Annotated in this window: 8 protein-coding genes; 5 read left to right on the top strand and 3 right to left on the bottom strand. The window is 33.0% G+C overall.

Annotated features, from left to right (window positions below):
- Window positions 1-87 precede the first annotated feature (87 nt).
- The 5 genes from RDK80_RS02905 to RDK80_RS02885 all read left to right on the top strand — a co-directional run bounded on the left by RDK80_RS02905 (window position 88) and on the right by RDK80_RS02885 (window position 6,741).
- Complete coding sequence (locus RDK80_RS02905; protein WP_308523418.1) at window positions 88-1,641, top strand: lysine 5,6-aminomutase subunit alpha; 1,554 nt, start codon at window positions 88-90, stop codon at window positions 1,639-1,641.
- Entirely contained in the window at window positions 1,641-2,399 is a 759-nt protein-coding gene (locus RDK80_RS02900; protein ID WP_308523417.1) for an OAM dimerization domain-containing protein, read from the top strand. Before RDK80_RS02905 ends, RDK80_RS02900 begins: the two co-directional genes overlap by 1 nt.
- Before the next feature lie 124 nt (window positions 2,400-2,523).
- The gene (locus tag RDK80_RS02895; RefSeq protein ID WP_256311821.1) at window positions 2,524-2,889 is read left to right on the top strand and encodes a hypothetical protein; all 366 of its coding nucleotides are present in this window, start codon (window positions 2,524-2,526) and stop codon (window positions 2,887-2,889) included.
- 158 nt (window positions 2,890-3,047) lie between these two features.
- The gene (locus RDK80_RS02890; protein WP_094900421.1) at window positions 3,048-4,163 is read left to right on the top strand and encodes a S41 family peptidase; all 1,116 of its coding nucleotides are present in this window, start codon (window positions 3,048-3,050) and stop codon (window positions 4,161-4,163) included.
- Between the two features lie 70 nt (window positions 4,164-4,233).
- A complete protein-coding gene (locus tag RDK80_RS02885) occupies window positions 4,234-6,741 on the top strand; it encodes a sulfatase-like hydrolase/transferase (RefSeq protein WP_308523416.1) in 2,508 nt (835 codons plus the stop codon).
- Window positions 6,742-6,781: 40 nt separating this feature from the next.
- Here RDK80_RS02885 and RDK80_RS02880 read toward each other — a convergent pair whose 3' ends face one another.
- Genes RDK80_RS02880 through RDK80_RS02870 form a run of 3 tightly spaced genes read right to left on the bottom strand, consistent with a single transcriptional unit; the run spans window position 6,782 to window position 17,125 of the window.
- Window positions 6,782-13,714: a hypothetical protein gene (locus tag RDK80_RS02880; protein ID WP_308523415.1), complete on the bottom strand. Its 6,933-nt coding sequence runs from the start codon at window positions 13,712-13,714 to the stop codon at window positions 6,782-6,784.
- An 11-nt stretch (window positions 13,715-13,725) separates the two neighbouring features.
- On the bottom strand, window positions 13,726-14,616 hold the full coding sequence (locus RDK80_RS02875; RefSeq protein WP_308523414.1) for an S-layer homology domain-containing protein: 891 nt from the start codon (window positions 14,614-14,616) through the stop codon (window positions 13,726-13,728).
- 13 nt (window positions 14,617-14,629) lie between these two features.
- Entirely contained in the window at window positions 14,630-17,125 is a 2,496-nt protein-coding gene (locus RDK80_RS02870) for a chitobiase/beta-hexosaminidase C-terminal domain-containing protein (protein ID WP_308523413.1), read from the bottom strand.
- Window positions 17,126-17,137 lie beyond the last annotated feature (12 nt).

Genomic DNA, 17,137 nt, shown 5'->3' with positions numbered 1-17,137 from the left:
AGTTTCCTAAACTATTCACTCTTAGTTATTCACTATTAACTATCTTTTAGTTATTCGCTGAATTTAAAGAAAGTGAGGTAGGACAAAGTGGGGAAATTAAATCTTGATCAAAAACTAATAGAAAGTTCAAGAAATGCGGCTAGAAATATAGCAGATGAAGTACAAAAATTTATAGATGGTCATACTACAACTGCAACAGAAAGAACAATAGCAAGACTTCTAGGAATAGACGGAGTAGATGAAATCGAAAAGCCTCTTCCAAACGTAGTTGTAGACAATATCAAAGAAGGTGGAGGACTAGAAAGAGGTGCAGCATATTGGATAGGAAATGCAGTGGTAAATACAGGGCTTACACCTCAAGAAGTAGCAGAAAAAATAGCAGCAGGAGAAATAGATATTACAAGACTTCCAGCTGCTGATGAAAGCAAAATAAAAGAAGTAATATATGAAATAGCAGAAAAGACAGTAGAAAGAATTAAAACAAATAGAAATAAGAGAAATGAATATCTAAATACAATAGGTGAAGGAAAAAAACCATATTTATATGTAATAGTAGCTACAGGAAATATCTATGAGGATATAGTCCAAGCACAGGCAGCAGCTCGTCAAGGTGCTGATGTTATAGCTGTTATTAGAACTACTGGACAATCCTTACTTGACTACGTACCATATGGACCAACGACTGAGGGTTTTGGGGGAACATATGCAACTCAAGAAAACTTCAGACTAATGAGAAGAGCATTAGATGAAGTAGGTGAAGAGGTAGGCAGATATATAAGATTATGTAACTACTGCTCAGGACTTTGTATGCCAGAGATAGCGGCAATGGGAGCTAGTGAAAGATTAGATATGATGCTAAATGATGCATTATACGGTATCCTGTTTAGAGATATTAATATGCAAAGAACCTTAGTAGATCAATATTTCTCAAGAATAATCAATGGATTCGCAGGAATTATTATAAATACTGGAGAAGACAATTATTTAACCACTGATGATGCAGTAGAAGCGGCACATACAGTATTAGCATCACAATTTATAAATGAACAATTTGCAATTAAAGCAGGTATACCAGAAGAACAAATGGGTCTTGGTCACGCATTTGAAATGGACCCAACAGTAGAAAATGGATTTTTATTGGAATTATCTCAAGCTCAAATGGCTAGAGAAATATTCCCTAAAGCACCGTTAAAATACATGCCTCCAACAAAATTCATGACAGGAAATATATTTAAAGGTCATGTACAAAATGCTATGTTCAATATGGTATCAATTATGACCAACCAAGGTATCCAACTATTAGGAATGTTGACAGAAGCAATTCATACACCACATTTACAGGATAGATATCTATCTATAGAAAATGCTCAATATATATTCAATAATGCAAGAAGCCTAGGAGATGAAATAGAATTTAAAGAAGGCGGAATTATTCAAACTAGAGCCCAAGAAGTATTGAAAAATGCAGAAGCACTTCTAACTCAGATAGAAAAAGAAGGGTTATTCCAAACTATAGAACAAGGTAAATTTGGTGGAGTAAAAAGATCACGTACAGGTGGAAAGGGTCTAGATGGAGTAGCTAAGAAGGACTCAGGATATTTCAATCCATTTATTGAATTGATGCTTGGAGGTGACAGATAATGGTGGAAATTGCAAAGGTAGATTTAACACAAGTAAAACCTTACGGAGATACGATGAATGACGGAATGGTACAGCTAGGATTTTCACTTCCAGTACCAGCTGGAGATGAAGCTGTAGAAGCAGCTCGCCAACTAGCTAGAAAGATGGGTTTTGATGAACCATCAGTGGTGTATTCAAAGGATTTAGGAGTAGGATATACCTATTTCGTAGTATATGGTAAATGTACACATACAATAGACTTTACTAAAATAGAGGTACCAAAGGTAGATGTAGATGTATTATCTAAAGAAGAAGTAGAGCAATATATCAAGGATAATATAAAGAGAAAAGTAATTATAGTTGGTGCTTGTACAGGTACAGATGCCCATACAGTAGGCATCGATGCCATAATGAATATGAAAGGCTATGCAGGGCATTATGGACTAGAAAGATATGAAGGAGTAGAGGCATATAATCTAGGTTCCCAAGTGCCAAATGAAGAGTTGGTAGCGAAGGCAATAGAGCTAAATGCAGATGCTATCTTAGTATCACAAGTAGTTACACAAAAAGATGTTCACATACCAAACCTTACACAATTAGTAGAATTACTAGAAGCAGAAGGAATCAGAGATAAAGTAGTACTTACATGCGGAGGTCCAAGAATCGGCCACGAATTAGCCAAAGAATTGGGCTATGACGCAGGCTTCGGTACAGGTTCCTTTGCTGAAGATGTGGCCACATTTGTAGTTACAGAAATAGTAAATAGAGAATTGATTTAAGATTAAGGGACAGAACTTTGCAGGATAATCTATCTTGCTGAGGAATGTCCCTAATTTTTTCATTGTATAAAGTAATCCATAAATGATATAATCTATTTAAGGATAAACGGAGAGGAGAATCTATATGGATGAAAAAGTTTATGACTTACTAGAAAAACTTTATGCTGAAGTGTTGAACGTAAAAACAGAGCTAAAGGAAGAAATTCAAGGAGTAAGAACAGAATTAAAGGAAGAAATTCAAGGAGTAAGAACAGAATTAAAGGAAGAAATCCAAGAACTCAGGGACACAATGGCAACAAAGGCAGAACTACAAGAAATAAAGAATACTATGGCAACGAAGGAAGACCTTGAACTTGTAGTTGAAGAGTTAAAAACAGAGATACAATCCGTATATGATGAAGTAAAAGAATTGCGCAATGATTTTAATATATTAGAAATAGTGACAACTAAAAGTGCCCTTGATATAGCAAAATTAAAGGCAGTAAGATAAATAGGAAGAGTCAGGAAAGATAGAGCGAAGTATCTTTCTTGACTTGTTTTTTATATACCTCTATTTTAGTTCTTTGTTCCATAGTTGACCTCAATACAATAATGCTGTAAAATAATAAGAATAAGGCTCAAAGGCGCTAACTAAAAGGAGGCAATAAAATGAATAAAAATAAATCTAAAATTATAATCTTTGCCCTAATTTTAACATTAATTATCCCAAGCTTTGCATTAGCAGAAACACAAAGTAGCCCACCAGAATTAAAGGCGGATTTAATATTTTTCGAAGAAGTTTTAGAATATGTCAAAGATTCTTATCCATTTGAAGTTGATGAGAGTAAGCTAATAGAAGCGGCATTAAAAGGGATGCTCCAATCCATAGACCCTTATAGTAACTATTATACAGTAGAGGAATCGGCTAGTGTATATAAAAGCCTAATGGGTACTTTTAGTGGAATTGGCATACACATAGAAGAAAAGGACGGATATATAAATGTAAGAGATATTATTAAAAGCCAACCTGCAGAAAAAGCTGGAGTGAAGAAAGATGATCTAATCGTATCAGTAGATGATGTAGATATCAAAGATCTTGGATTAGAAAAAGTATCCAGTATGATACAGGGGCCAAAGGATACAAAAGTAAAATTAGGTATCCAAAGAGAAGGGAAAATTTTAACAATTGAAATAGTAAGAGACACTATTTCAATCACACCAGTACACTACAAAATTTTAGAAAACAAAATAGGTTATTTACAAATAGATGAATTCAATACACAGACTACTCAAGAAGTAAAAAAAGCACTTCAAGAATTTGATAATAAAAATGTAACAAAGGTAATTTTAGATTTAAGAGACAATCCTGGAGGGCAACTTACACAGGCAATATCAATAGCTAAATTGTTTGTGCCAAAGGGTGATGTAGTTCATATAAGGGCAAAAAATCAACCATTAGAGACATATACTTCAACCCTTGAGAAAATAAAATACAAATTAGTAGTATTAGTAAATGAAAACTCAGCATCTGCATCTGAAATAGTAGCAGGAGCCATAAAGGATAGAAAAGCAGGAACCTTAGTAGGGACAAAAACCTTTGGAAAAGGTATAGTACAATCTCTATTGCCTATTGAAGATGGAAGTTTAATAAAGTTAACAACATCAGAATATCTAACTCCAAATAAGACCTCAATACATGGAAAGGGAATAGAGCCAGATATAAAAGTAGAGAACACAGAAAAAGAAGATTTGCAGTTAAAAAAGGCATTAGAAATATTAAAATAGGATTATTAAAAATTAAATAAACAAGGGGACGGAATTAATCGTCCCCTATTGTATTAGTTTGGAGGCAGAAATGATTTTATCAATTTTATTTATACTAAAAACAATACTATTTTTAAATATTACCAATGTTGAATTTAATAAAATTTTAATATTAATCATAACGTCCATGACCACAATAGGGATTATATCTTTAATTAATCAAACAAAGCTAAAATATAAAACTCTAATCATAATGATTTTTTATAGTGTAGTTTCATTTATAATGTTTCTAGATGTAGTTTATTATAGTCAATTCTATGCATTACCTTCTGTATCAATGTTAGGACAGGCTAAGCAACTTACAGCAGTGGGAGATAATATAAAAAGCCTGATAAATATAAAAAATCTATTAATCATATTAGATATACCTATACTAATTTTTATTTCAGCATATTCCAAGAAAATTAATTTAAAAAGGATAAAAGAAACTTCCTCTTTTCTCCCTTATATTAATCATATAATATTTACGATTCTTGCCTTCGCAATAATTCATGGCAATACTATAGGACAAATAGAATCATTAATGGCACAAGAACCATATTTTTTTCATGCTACAGATATAGCTAAAAATATTAATTCCTCTAAAAATGAAGGAAATATTATATTTACAGAAGAAGACTTAGAGTCAATAAAGCTTCGTACAAACTTAAAAGATGGTAAATTAACTGGAATAGGAAAAAATAAAAACCTTATAGTACTACAGGTAGAAGCATTGCAAAATTTTGTAATAGATTTGAATTACAATAACCAAGAAATTACACCAAATTTAAATAGATTAATGAATGATAAATCTTCCATATATTACGATAAATATTATCAACTTATAGGTAGGGGTAATACCTCTGATGCGGAATTCGTAAGTCACAATTCTTTACATCCATCCTTGGAAGAGCCTAGCTATACCAAATATGAGAATAATACATTTTATGGTCTTCCTTGGTTGTTGAGAGATCGGGGCTATACTGTTTGGGCTATGCATGGATATAAAAAGGAATTTTGGAATAGAGAAAAAGCCTATGTCGGTCAAGGTTTCCAAAGATTTATATCTGAAGAGGATTATAAATTTGAAAAGACTATTGGATTTGGAATAAGAGATGAAGACTTCTTTAAGCAAAATATAGAATATTTAAAGGAATTAGATAGTATAGATAATAATCCGTTTTACGCTTTTATTATAACTCTTACATCTCATTCGCCTTTTAATATTCCAGAAGAATATCAAATGCTAAAAATTAAGCCAGAGCATGAAGGCACAATTTTAGGTAATTATCTACAATCAATACATTATGCAGATAAGGAAATAGGTAAATTTATAGAAGATTTAAAGAATGAAGGGTTATATAAAGACACAGTTATTGCTATATATGGAGATCATTTTGCAATACAAAGCGGAGATAATGAAGTAGATAATATGATGACAGAGTTTCTAGGATATAAATATGATTATGATTCTATGATGAATATACCACTTATTATTCATGTGCCAGGAGAGGAGATTCATGAAACCATTTCTACAGTAGGAAGCCCCATGGATTTCTATCCAACTATTTTAAATATAATGGGATATAAAAATGAAAAGGGTTTAATGCTAGGAAGAGATTTGACAAATTATGAAGACAAAAACTATGTATTTCCACAAACATATTTATTAAAAGGGTCATTTATATCTGAGGATACAATGTTTGTAATGGCAAGGGATGGATTATTTGACCATAGCAAGGCTTATGACTTAAATACAAGGGAAGAAATAGATAAGGATAAATTTCGTTCCATGTATGATAAAATAATTGAAGAAATCAATAACTCAGACTTTATCCTAAAGAAAAACTTATTGAAATATTATATAGAAAATATTGGAGAAGTAGATTTAGAGGCTTTAACAGAGGCGGAAATATTAAAGGATAAAAAGATAGCTTCTTTCTATTTTAATTCCTTAGAAGAATTGAATAAGGCCTATGATAAAGGGCGTAGGCTCTTAGCAGTAGATATAGAGTTAACTACAGATGATAGGATAATCTTATTAAAGGATTGGTATTGGTACTATAATAACCTCTTTGAAGATCCAAAGGATAGAAGGTTGACTTTAGAAGAATTTAAGGGATTAAAAATGAAAAAAGATCAAAGTCAAATGGCAATAGAGGATCTTATAAAATGGATGGAAAAACACGAAGATGCATACATTATTCTGCGTCATGGAGAGCCAGATACTAAAGTGTTTGTCAAAGCTTTTACAGAATATCCAATGCTAATAGATAGATGTATAGTGGAGATAAAAAACTTCCGCCAATATTTAACAGTAACATATAGGGGATTTAACAAGGTAATATTAAATCCTACAAAGGAAGATTATACAGATGAGGAAATACTTGACTTTGTTACAATGCATCCCCATGTAGGAGTAATATTAGATAAAGACAGAGCAAAGACAAATCTACCAGATAAATTAAAGGAGAAGGGATTACCCACTTATGTGGACAAACCAACTGGTGGATTTACAAGGCTGATTCTTAGAGGAAAAGTAAAAGGATTTGTGGAATAAGAAGGCAGCTAGGATATTTCCTAGCTGCTTTAACTTATGGTTATGGATATACTATAATAGTATTTCCATGTTGTTTACTGTCACGAATTTCAATTTTGTTTACAACAGAAAGATCATTTAGATCGGATCCATCCATTCTCTTTAGCTGAGTATTGCCTTCAGAGCAAGGTTTCCATTCAGCACCATTTATTCTATACTCCATTTGAGCAGTAGTACCATTTAATTCAAGTGGTTTTACATGAGTGCTTAGGTTTATAGTCTTTAGATTTAGAACAGGGGTAAATTCTAAAGTTTTAACTAAGCTAGGAAGAGTATTCTTATTAGCCTTAGTTCTAACATATACATTACCTGCTAAATCTTCGCTATCTAAATGCACTCCATCAATCCATGGTCCATTTGGTCCGAAGCTATATTCTAAGTTAGTTATAGTGCCATTAATACTATTTCTGTACTTAGCTAAATCAAATCCTACAGACACATTAGGTGCTGAAATCGGAGCCTTGATTGTGTACTTTAAAATACTATCAGATGGCAATGTGTTTTCATCACCTCTAAGTCTAAACTCTAGATTTCCTGCAACAAAGTTTACATTAAATGCTAATATAGTTTCTCCATTTACTAAAGTCACATAATCAACATTTATCCAATTGCCATTGTCTATCCTGTATTGTAAATCATTTACTATATTCTGCAGTGCTTCTTTATTTCCAGCATCTACACCGTTAATGGAAATAGTTCTTTTCTGAAGATCATAGTCTAAGTTACTATTTACAATAACATTGCCATTGATGAAATCTTTTTTCTTAATTGGATCCATATCTTTTCTTAGTTTCAATGAATTTCTAGGCTTAGCTTTTTCCCTTACATATACAATTGCTTCAGGTTTCAAGTCAATCTTTGTTGTAGTAGCAGTACATTGGAACCATAGTCCATCTTCTCCATTAGTAGAATCTATGCTGTACTCCATTGAGGTACTGGTATTTTCAAGCTGGGATTTTCCAACATTTAATATAACATTTCCTAAATCCAGATTATGTGTAAAGGTAATTTTTTGCTCTAGACTAGGAAGTAGTTCATCTGTAGCTTTCAATCTCACAAGTACTACATTGCCACCTTCAAATTGAGTATTTGTATTACCTGAAATCCATGATCCACCGTTGATACTATATTCATAGCTTATCCCTTCAGCAGAACCTATTTTTTCAATAGTATATTTGGTATCATCATATTTAAGCTGTGGAGCTGAAGCCTTGGCCTTTATAGTTATACTGATAACTGATGAAGGTAAAGTACTTTCAGTACCCTTAGCTCTAATTTGTAATGTTCCAGCCTTAAATTCTACTCCATAAACTGTTTTAGATCTATCAATTGACTTCCAAGGTTCAGTGCCTATTCTATATTCAAGAATTTGAGAGGAGCTTTTGTTAGTTATACTACCTTCAACTATACTATAAGCAATATCTCCAGTAGTAATAGCAGCTTCAACACCGATACCACTACTAAGTTCGTGCCAATTTAAAGGCTTAGATTTTTCTCTAATATAAACTTTCATGCCTTGGGTAAAAGATATAGCTGTAGTATTTGCTTTTGCATCGATCCATGTACCATTTAATCCATCAGTGGAGTCTATACTATATTGCATAGCAGTAGTAGTGCCTTCAATTTTTCCTTCTACTACATTAAGTTTTACATTTTCAAAAGTTAGATTACCTGTAAAACTTATAGTCTTAGTCAAACTAGGTAGGGTATCAGCTTTAGCCTTATGTCTTACATTTATCTTTGGACTTCCATTTTTTATTAAATCAGTTACTTTATCACTAGCCCAAGTAGTATTAGTTTTCCAAGGACCGCCATTTATATTATATTCAAGTACATCTGTTAATGAAGCATCTTCTAATAATAATTCACTACTGCCATTCCAATAACTAATATTTTTAGTAAAATCATCAGCAATTAGCTCAGGAGCTGAAGCAGGATTAGCTATGATTGCTAATTCAACAGGCTCAGAAGGAAGCTTATCAGCATCTCCCTTAGCTCTAACCTCAAGCTTACCTTGTTTAAAATCTACTGATGTTGACGGGTCAGTGGAGGATAAATCCTTCCAGCTATCGTTACCTATTCTATATTGAAGACCTCTTTTTCCTGTATCGGTAATAGTACCAGCTAGAATGCTAAAACTTATACTTTCTTTAGTAGGACTTGCGACGATACCTACAGTACCAATGGGGTATTTATTTAAAGGTCTAGCTTTTTCTCTAATGATCACTGTTCCATCCTTTACGAAACTTACAGGAGTTTCATTAGCCTTAGCTGTAGTATAAGTATCTCCATCATTTAAACTATATTCCATAGTTGTAGTAGTACCAATAATTTTACCTGCCCCAACATTCATAGTTATATTTCCAAGATATAATCCATTTAATTTTCCAGTAGCTAATGATGGCAAGCTATTTTCATTAGCCCTATATCTAACTCTCAAATCAGAGTCCTTAGTTAAAATAATCTTAGGTGTATCAAGTTTAGACCAATTATTACCACCATCTAGAGTGAAATCGAATATTCCAGCTTCAAATCCGTTTAATTCGACTTCTTTCTTATCTGCAGTGTAATTTACACTTAATGTGTAAGGGTCAATTCCTATAGGTGCTTTAGGGTGACTTAGAATAGCTACTTCTCTAAATACTTTAATATTATCTTTGTCTCTTACATAGACTTTGCCAGCTTTAAATCCGCCAGTAACAGTAGTTTCAGTTCCACTAGAAGCATCATACCATGTTCCATTAACTCCATTGGTTGAGTCTAAGCTATATTGCATATTCTCATTAGTTTTAGTCAGCTTATTATCTACAACATTTATTCCTACATTATTTAATTCTCCTATTATAGATCCGCCTTTAATCAACTTTAACTCTATTTCATCAGAATCAACAGAGTTAGGCTCTGTTACAGCAATGCCTTTAATTTTTACTTTAATTGTTGTATCACTAGTTAAAGTAGTCGAAGCAGTACCAGATACTTTAATTTCTATAGCATTAGTTGAAACTTTAGATACAGTAGCCACAAGTCCTTTAGGAAGACCAGCGATTATTATATCATTGTTGGTTATATTGTCTTTTAAAGTTCCAACGGTTATATCAATGACCCAAGTATCATTCTTAGTATCTATGATTCTATAATCAGGTGCCATTAAAGTAACTTTATCTTTTTCATCAGCAGCTTTGCCAGCAACCTGTAATATATCAGGATATAGAGTAAAGTTTGGACTGGCAATTACATCTTCAGTTGCACCTTGGATTAGATTGGAACTCTTAAGTATAGTTAGTGAAATTACTTCCTTAGTAGTACCAAAATCTACATCGGTTACAGGGGGAAGGGTAATAGTCACCTTAGTACCAGAGTTTCTAACTATATTCCCATTAGTCTTTACTTTATTAAGGATCTTACTCCAATTAGTCCTGCCACTAAATTCATCTATTATTCCACTTACATCCGTATTCCATATACCATCTGCCAATTCAATTACTATAGTTTTGCCGCCAGATTTAATATCAGATTGGCGAACGGTACTGCTTACTACATCACCAGAGATAGTAGCACCTATAGTAGGCTTTATAGTTATAGTTCCAGTAGCGGCTATAGGATTTATAGCTCCCTCTATAGCTTCAGCAGGTATGACTAAAGATATTTTTTGTTCTTCTTTAATATCATAATTTAAGGTTTGAGGCAATAGAATTGTAATTGTATCTCCACTAAGATTAATAGCACCCTTGCCATCAGCTACCATAGCAGCTACAACCTTAGACCATTCACTAATTTCTTTATCAGCCTTAAATCCGTTGAATAACTTGTCTCTTATAGATTTGTTATTTACTACATCAGCCCAAGTAGCAGCATTACTTAATTTAACAGTAACTTTAGATCCTCCATTTTTAATATTGCCTTCAAGGAGAGTTTCTCCCGACAAATCGGCCTGTCCTTGTTTTACAGAGACAATCTCGAATGTTATATATCCAATAATTTTTCCATCATTATCAATCTCGTATATGGTTAGATACTTACCAATATTGATTTTAACCTCCGTTGTATCAGGAATATATTTCTCGACTCCAGAAGGCAAAGTATCACCAGAGGCAGGAGTAGTAGGTATAGTGCTGCTGATTAAATACCTATATTCTTTCCCAGTAGCTAGTCCAGTGACCTTAGCAGAATCAATGGTGGAACCTTCAACAATATTAACACCACTAAAAGTAGGCGCATGTTCCTTCACATTATCAGCAGTTACTTCAATATATTCATATGCTTTAGTCCTACCAGCAAAATCTGTAGCAAGAAGCAATATATATCCATAGGAGCTGCCAATCTTGGTTACAGCAATGTCAGGACCAATTTTAGTGCTATAGTTTACATTGTAAGTCGTAGTATCAGATACTATTTGGTTTAAATAAGGCTTCTTAGTATCTTCAGTAGGTTTAGTATCTACTAGTTTATATCTCCATCCAATAGATAAAGGATTTTCAAGACCTAGAGGTTCAAGCTTTAGCTTAGTCGTACTAGGATTATCGCCTTTCATCAATAGATAAGCCTTTTCAGTTAGCAGAGGAGCAGTACTGCCCTTCACCTCATTATCATTTAATCTAAATTCTCTATAGGCAATTACTTTATTATCGCTACTTATAGCTGCCAACAATAAATATTGCTCTGAGGATACACCAGTAATATCTTCATAAGGTGTATATTCCTTATAATCTCCACCAACAACAGCACCAGATTCAAGTGTACCAACGCTAGAAATACCAATTTTATAAACCCATTTATTAGCGCCTGCTGGTAGATTTAAGAAAGTAAATTTGGTACTGTTATTTACATCACCAGGTACGGGACCTTGATAATTTGTTGTAGGTTGTAGTAAAGGTGCATTTCCAGCCTTTACATTATCGAAGTCAAGCTTGATTATATTATAAGCCTTAGTTCTATTGGAACTATCTACAGCTAATATCAATAAATTCTTGCCTACAGTAGTAGTTATATCTACGTTTGCCCTAAGTTCACGAATATTATCAATTTTTTGGTTAAACTCTATATCCATAGATGATTCATCTATTATCTTATATCTAAATCCAGTGCTGCTTAATCCAGTGTGGTTTAAGGTTGCTATTCTAGTAGTATTAGGAGTATTACCCTTTACAGGAATGGAATAGTTCTTAGGAGTTTCAAGTAAATTAGCAGTAGGCATCTTTACATTGGAGTCATTCATGATGAAACTCTTATATACCTTGACCTTACCACTTCCATCTAACCCATATACCATCATATATTTTCTAAATCCGTTATCATCCTTTAACTTATCCTCATCTTTTTCCACTTCTATATTGTCACTAGCATCGCTGACTAAATTAATAGACGTACCAGTTTCTAGACTACTGCCTAGCTCAGGTGCTGATATGGATTCATTACTAACTACATATTTCCAACTAGAAATACCAGAATATTTCAAGAACCCAAATGCAGTAGTACCTACAGTAGAACCCTTTACAGGCTTAGTGTAATGAGTAGTTTCCTTAAGCTCTTCTGCCAAAGGATTTTTTATTTTATCCTCAGTAATTTCTTTAACTATGTCGTAAGCTTTTACCTGTCCATTGCTATCAGTAGCCAATATCATTAAATCTTGGCCTATACCAATGGATATATCTTCACCAGCTCCATAGTCTACACTATCCTTTATACCTCTATCCAATAGAGGAGCAGTTAAATTAGTACCTACTTTATACATCCATTTAGAAGCACCAAAATCTTTTAACCCAGATAGTTCTTCTATTTTAGTAGTGCCAGCGGAATTACCCTTTACAGGAATTGAATAATGATTTCCAGCAATAAGTTTTTCAGCTTCAAAGGCATTTGATACCTTATCTGAAGTCACTTCAACTATATTATACTTCTCTATCTTCCCATCCTTCTCACTATAGATAATAATATATTTCTTAAAGTCACTAGACATATTGTCCAACTCTTCATCACTGGCAACTCTAAGCTCTATACCATCTGCATAATCAACGGAATTAAATTTATCTGTTTCATAAACCTTATCACGCATAGTGTCTAATACGGCTAATTTCCAATCACCTGTAAGTCCACTAACTGTAGTAGCCCCCGAATTATTTGTAGCTTTATTTAAAGTAGCTGTTATACTTGTATCTTTCTCAGCCTCAACCTTAGGTGCCCTTACCATTTCATTGGTAATCTTGATACTAGCATAGGCCTTTATTCTAGCATTGGCGTCGACAGCGGCTAGAAGTAAATATTTATCTATTTCAGCTTCAATATCTGTGCCAGAATTATATGATTTTCCATCAGTCATTTCTTTGTTAATTTCAAATGGTCCAAAGGAATTATCCCCCACCTTAACTATCCACCTAGTAGCTCCAGAACCAGAAGGAAAAGTTAAATTTACTATCTTAGTAGCATTATCCTTGGAGCCGGGTACAGGTATAGAATAATTACTAGGAGTCAGTAGTCTCTGAGCATATATATTTTTGAAATAATCTTCAATATAACCTTTGTCTGCATCATCAATATCATCAAATGATTTTGCATTATTAGTAGTTACTTTCTCTAATGCTGTACCTATATCTCGAACTATTTCAGTATTATTAGGATTTTTAAGAAATGCTTCTATAGCATTGGGATCAGAAGTATCTACACCTTCAGCTGAAAGAAGATTTTTCAACTCTGCCTCTTGTTTGTCTTCTTCCTCAACTATGTTTATATATTTTCCGCCTTCTATCTCACGATAAAAAAGCTTTTCATCAACGTCCCCATTCTTCAAATCTCTTATTAGAGCGGCTCTATCATCTGTATTCTTCATATTATAACCCTTCTTTAATCCAGTATGGATAAAGTCTCCGGGAGCGGCGAAGCTAATAGAACTGCTGAGTAAAATAATTATACTTAAAACAAAAACAAATATCCTTTTCACATAAACACCTCCTAGTCTAAATTATCCCATAGAATTAAATTTCCACTGGGAGAATAAATCTCATATTTATATCCCTGTAATTTACTTAAAGTGCTAATATCAAAGTTTTCAATGGAAAACTTTCCATTTCTCCCTAATATCATAGAATCCAAAATCTTATCAGACTTAGATAATAGAACAACCTTGTATTCAGAGAAATCACTTACACCCATTAACACCCCAGAAAAAACTCCTACAATAGTAGTATTAAAGTTTAAATCTCTCATATAAACTTTATTATCCACTATATAATCTTCTGCATTTGGACTTGTACCTGGTATATTTATATAATAACTGCCCTGTAAGCTAGACAGATTCTTATCACTATTTTTCATCTTCAAATCCAATGCCTTATTAATAGTAGCAGCAGCAATGCCTCTAGTCACAACCTCATCATGGGGAATATAGAGATTTCCTAGACCTATTTCTAAAGCCTTAGAATAATAGTCTTCAGGATATTTTTTAAAGTCTACACCATCTTCATAGCCTAGAATTCTCATCAATACAGTTAGAAGTTCCCCATAGCTGATTTTGCCATTGGGATTAAAGAAATCTTTTTTTACTCCATTTACTAATTTCATATCATAGGCAATATTTATATATGGAACAGACCAGCCTTTTACATCCTTAAATGGAGTAGATTGTTTTTGGAAATCCTTCATATATTCTAATCCCTTTAGTCTAACAGCAATGGTAGCCAGTTCCTCTCGACTAATCTTCTTATCTAAATCAATTCTGCCTTGTCCCATTATACCCATCTGAAAAACTCTGGCATTATCAATCAAATCATCATAGGGACTAGCAAAAGTAAAACTAGGGAGTAGAAGTACAATAGCTAGTAAAACTGACAAAGTTCTTTTCAAATCATCACCTCCACTATCTTTCACTTAAAGTTCCAGAATCGACTATATTTCCATTTGAATCTATAACCTCATATTTGTATCCTATTAATTTGCTTAGAAAATCAATAGGGAATCCCGTAATCTCAAACTCACCATTGCTATCAACTGATACTTCGTCATATTCACTATCAGTAGTAGATAATAGTTTCACCCTATGACCACTATAATTTCCTGTAAGCTGACCACTAAAGATACCATAACCTAAGGTATTAAAGCTATAGCTACGTAACTTAACATCAGATTCTTCTTTATCTTCAAGTTTTACATTAATAGTATAAGACCTATTCTTAGCCTTACCAGATTCAGTATGGATGATATTAATTGGATTAGAGTCTATATTTAAATCTATGCTATCTCCGCTGGCAACTGTAGTGCCATTTACAGTGATACTTCCTATGACCGCTGTTGGAGTGACTTTAACTCTTGAAGTTCCATAAGGTAAAGATAAAGTATAATTAGATTCTCTCCTATCAAATCTAGGACTAAGAGTGCCTATATCAAATCTTAAACTATCTAAACCAGTAGCCATATTATCATCAGCTACTATAGTATATTCAAATGTAGATACTGGACTATCTTTAAATCCATTTCTTACAGCAAAGGCTTTTATTGTAGTATTGGAGCTAATAACTATAGGTGCAGTATATAAGTTGCTGTTAATAGTAGGCATAGAGCCATCTAGAGTATAGTAAATTTTGGCTCCATTTGTGGCAGTGCTCAAAGTAACAGTAGAACCTTCTACAACTTCACCACCACTAGGATTAGCTCTTACCATCTGTACAGTATCTTGAGAAACAATGTATTCATAAACCAAATACTGAGATTTATCAAATACCTGAACGAAAACATTAGCATCCCACATATCTACTATTAGCTTCATAACTTCATTCATCAAATCAGCTAAATCATCCTTTGAACTAGTATTCCATTTAGAGTCAGATGCGGAGAAGTCCATATCTACCATTAGTTTGAAATTATCATTATCTACTTGATTTAAACTATACTTTATAGGAATCCTAACTCCATTGGTATATAGCACACCGTATCTATTGTTTAAATACTCGGCAGTGTCTGCCATCAAAGTAGTTGATCTTACTTTATTATCATCAATAGTAAATGATATAGGCTCTAAATCCCTGTAAACAACTTTGCCATTTACTTTAAGACCAGGATAATATCTTCTGATTTCACTATTTATCCTCTCCAGCAAGTCCAGTTTACGGCTAGGAGACCATCTTTCCATATAGTCACTATGAGAAGGAGTGATTACAAGCTCCAAATCATAGCCTGAAATCCTAGCAGTATAATCAAAGTATTCACCGCCATATTTGCCTAGTGTCTTATTAAGCAGTTCTCCAATAAATACAGGATCTACCTTTGATTTCATATCTAATCCGCTATCCATAAAGCTAAAGACAATATTTTTCGCCTTAGTATCAAAACTTACATATCTCTTTATATTTCCTTGGATTCTGGCTTCTTCATCATAAAGACTAGAAATAGCCACATAAATATCCCATATATAGGCTTCCACATCTCTTCTACTTAGATTACGCCATCTACTATTATCACGAGTAGAGAAATCAATTTCTACATAATACCAATTACCAGTACCAGAGCGAAGGTCTATATCCACATTTAAGTCATTAATTTTTGAAAGATGTCTATTTAAATATCTTTCCATATCCGATAAGGATTTTATTTCTTCATAAGGAATCTTTACATCAATTATTATTTTTTTCTTTTTATTTAGTTCTTCCAATTCCCTAGCATATCTACTATTTAAATCTTCTCTAAATTTAACTAATTCATCAATAGAATAATAGCTAGGATAAATAGTATCCTTTGGCTTGTCCTTCAATACTCCATTGCAATCAATATCTATAACATTATTATTTAACTTTGGAGTGATATATAGATAAGGTGACAAGGATGTCAATGGAAGATAGACATCATCATTATATAAAAGAGGTTCCCCATCTAAAAAAATCTTTTTTCCATCTAATGTAATTTCTATACCTGAAAAACCAGCACGAATAGTTTTTAAATCTATATCCTTTGAACTAGATTTTGATTTAGTGTCCCTCAAAAAATCACGAATTTCTTGATTAATATTATCCATCAATCTTTCTTTGACCTCTATTTCATATCCTCTTTGATAGGCTATAGGATATTTAGAATTATCATTAAATCTCAGTTTATTATTAGAGTTCAAAGTAAGAGTCCTCTTATTGGAATTAAAATTAACTCCAAGACCCAGAGCTTTACCGAAGTCTTTCATAGGTACAAAAATATCACCTTCATAAAGAAAAACTTCCTTGTGAGAAAAATTTTTTCCCTCTACTTGCACCCTAAAATTATTCATGAAAACATCAATTTCCTTAACCAATCCATTACTAAAAACAGGTATTGGTACTAGAGGAATTAAAATAATTATTGCTAATACAAATGAAATAAATCTCCTTCTCAAAAAATCTCCCCC

It is taken from the genome of uncultured Tissierella sp. (assembly GCF_902479755.1).
Classification (GTDB): Bacteria; Bacillota; Clostridia; order Tissierellales; family Tissierellaceae; genus Tissierella; species Tissierella carlieri.
Note: the sequence above shows the minus strand (reverse complement) of the source record. Positions and strands in the feature narration are given on the sequence as shown.

Coding starts and splice junctions, on each gene's coding strand:
- RDK80_RS02885 (WP_308523416.1), top strand. CDS start 4,234: ATGATTTTATCAATTTTATTTATACTAAAAACAATACTATTTTTAAAT.
- RDK80_RS02890 (WP_094900421.1), top strand. CDS start 3,048: ATGAATAAAAATAAATCTAAAATTATAATCTTTGCCCTAATTTTAACA.
- RDK80_RS02895 (WP_256311821.1), top strand. CDS start 2,524: ATGGATGAAAAAGTTTATGACTTACTAGAAAAACTTTATGCTGAAGTG.
- RDK80_RS02900 (WP_308523417.1), top strand. CDS start 1,641: ATGGTGGAAATTGCAAAGGTAGATTTAACACAAGTAAAACCTTACGGA.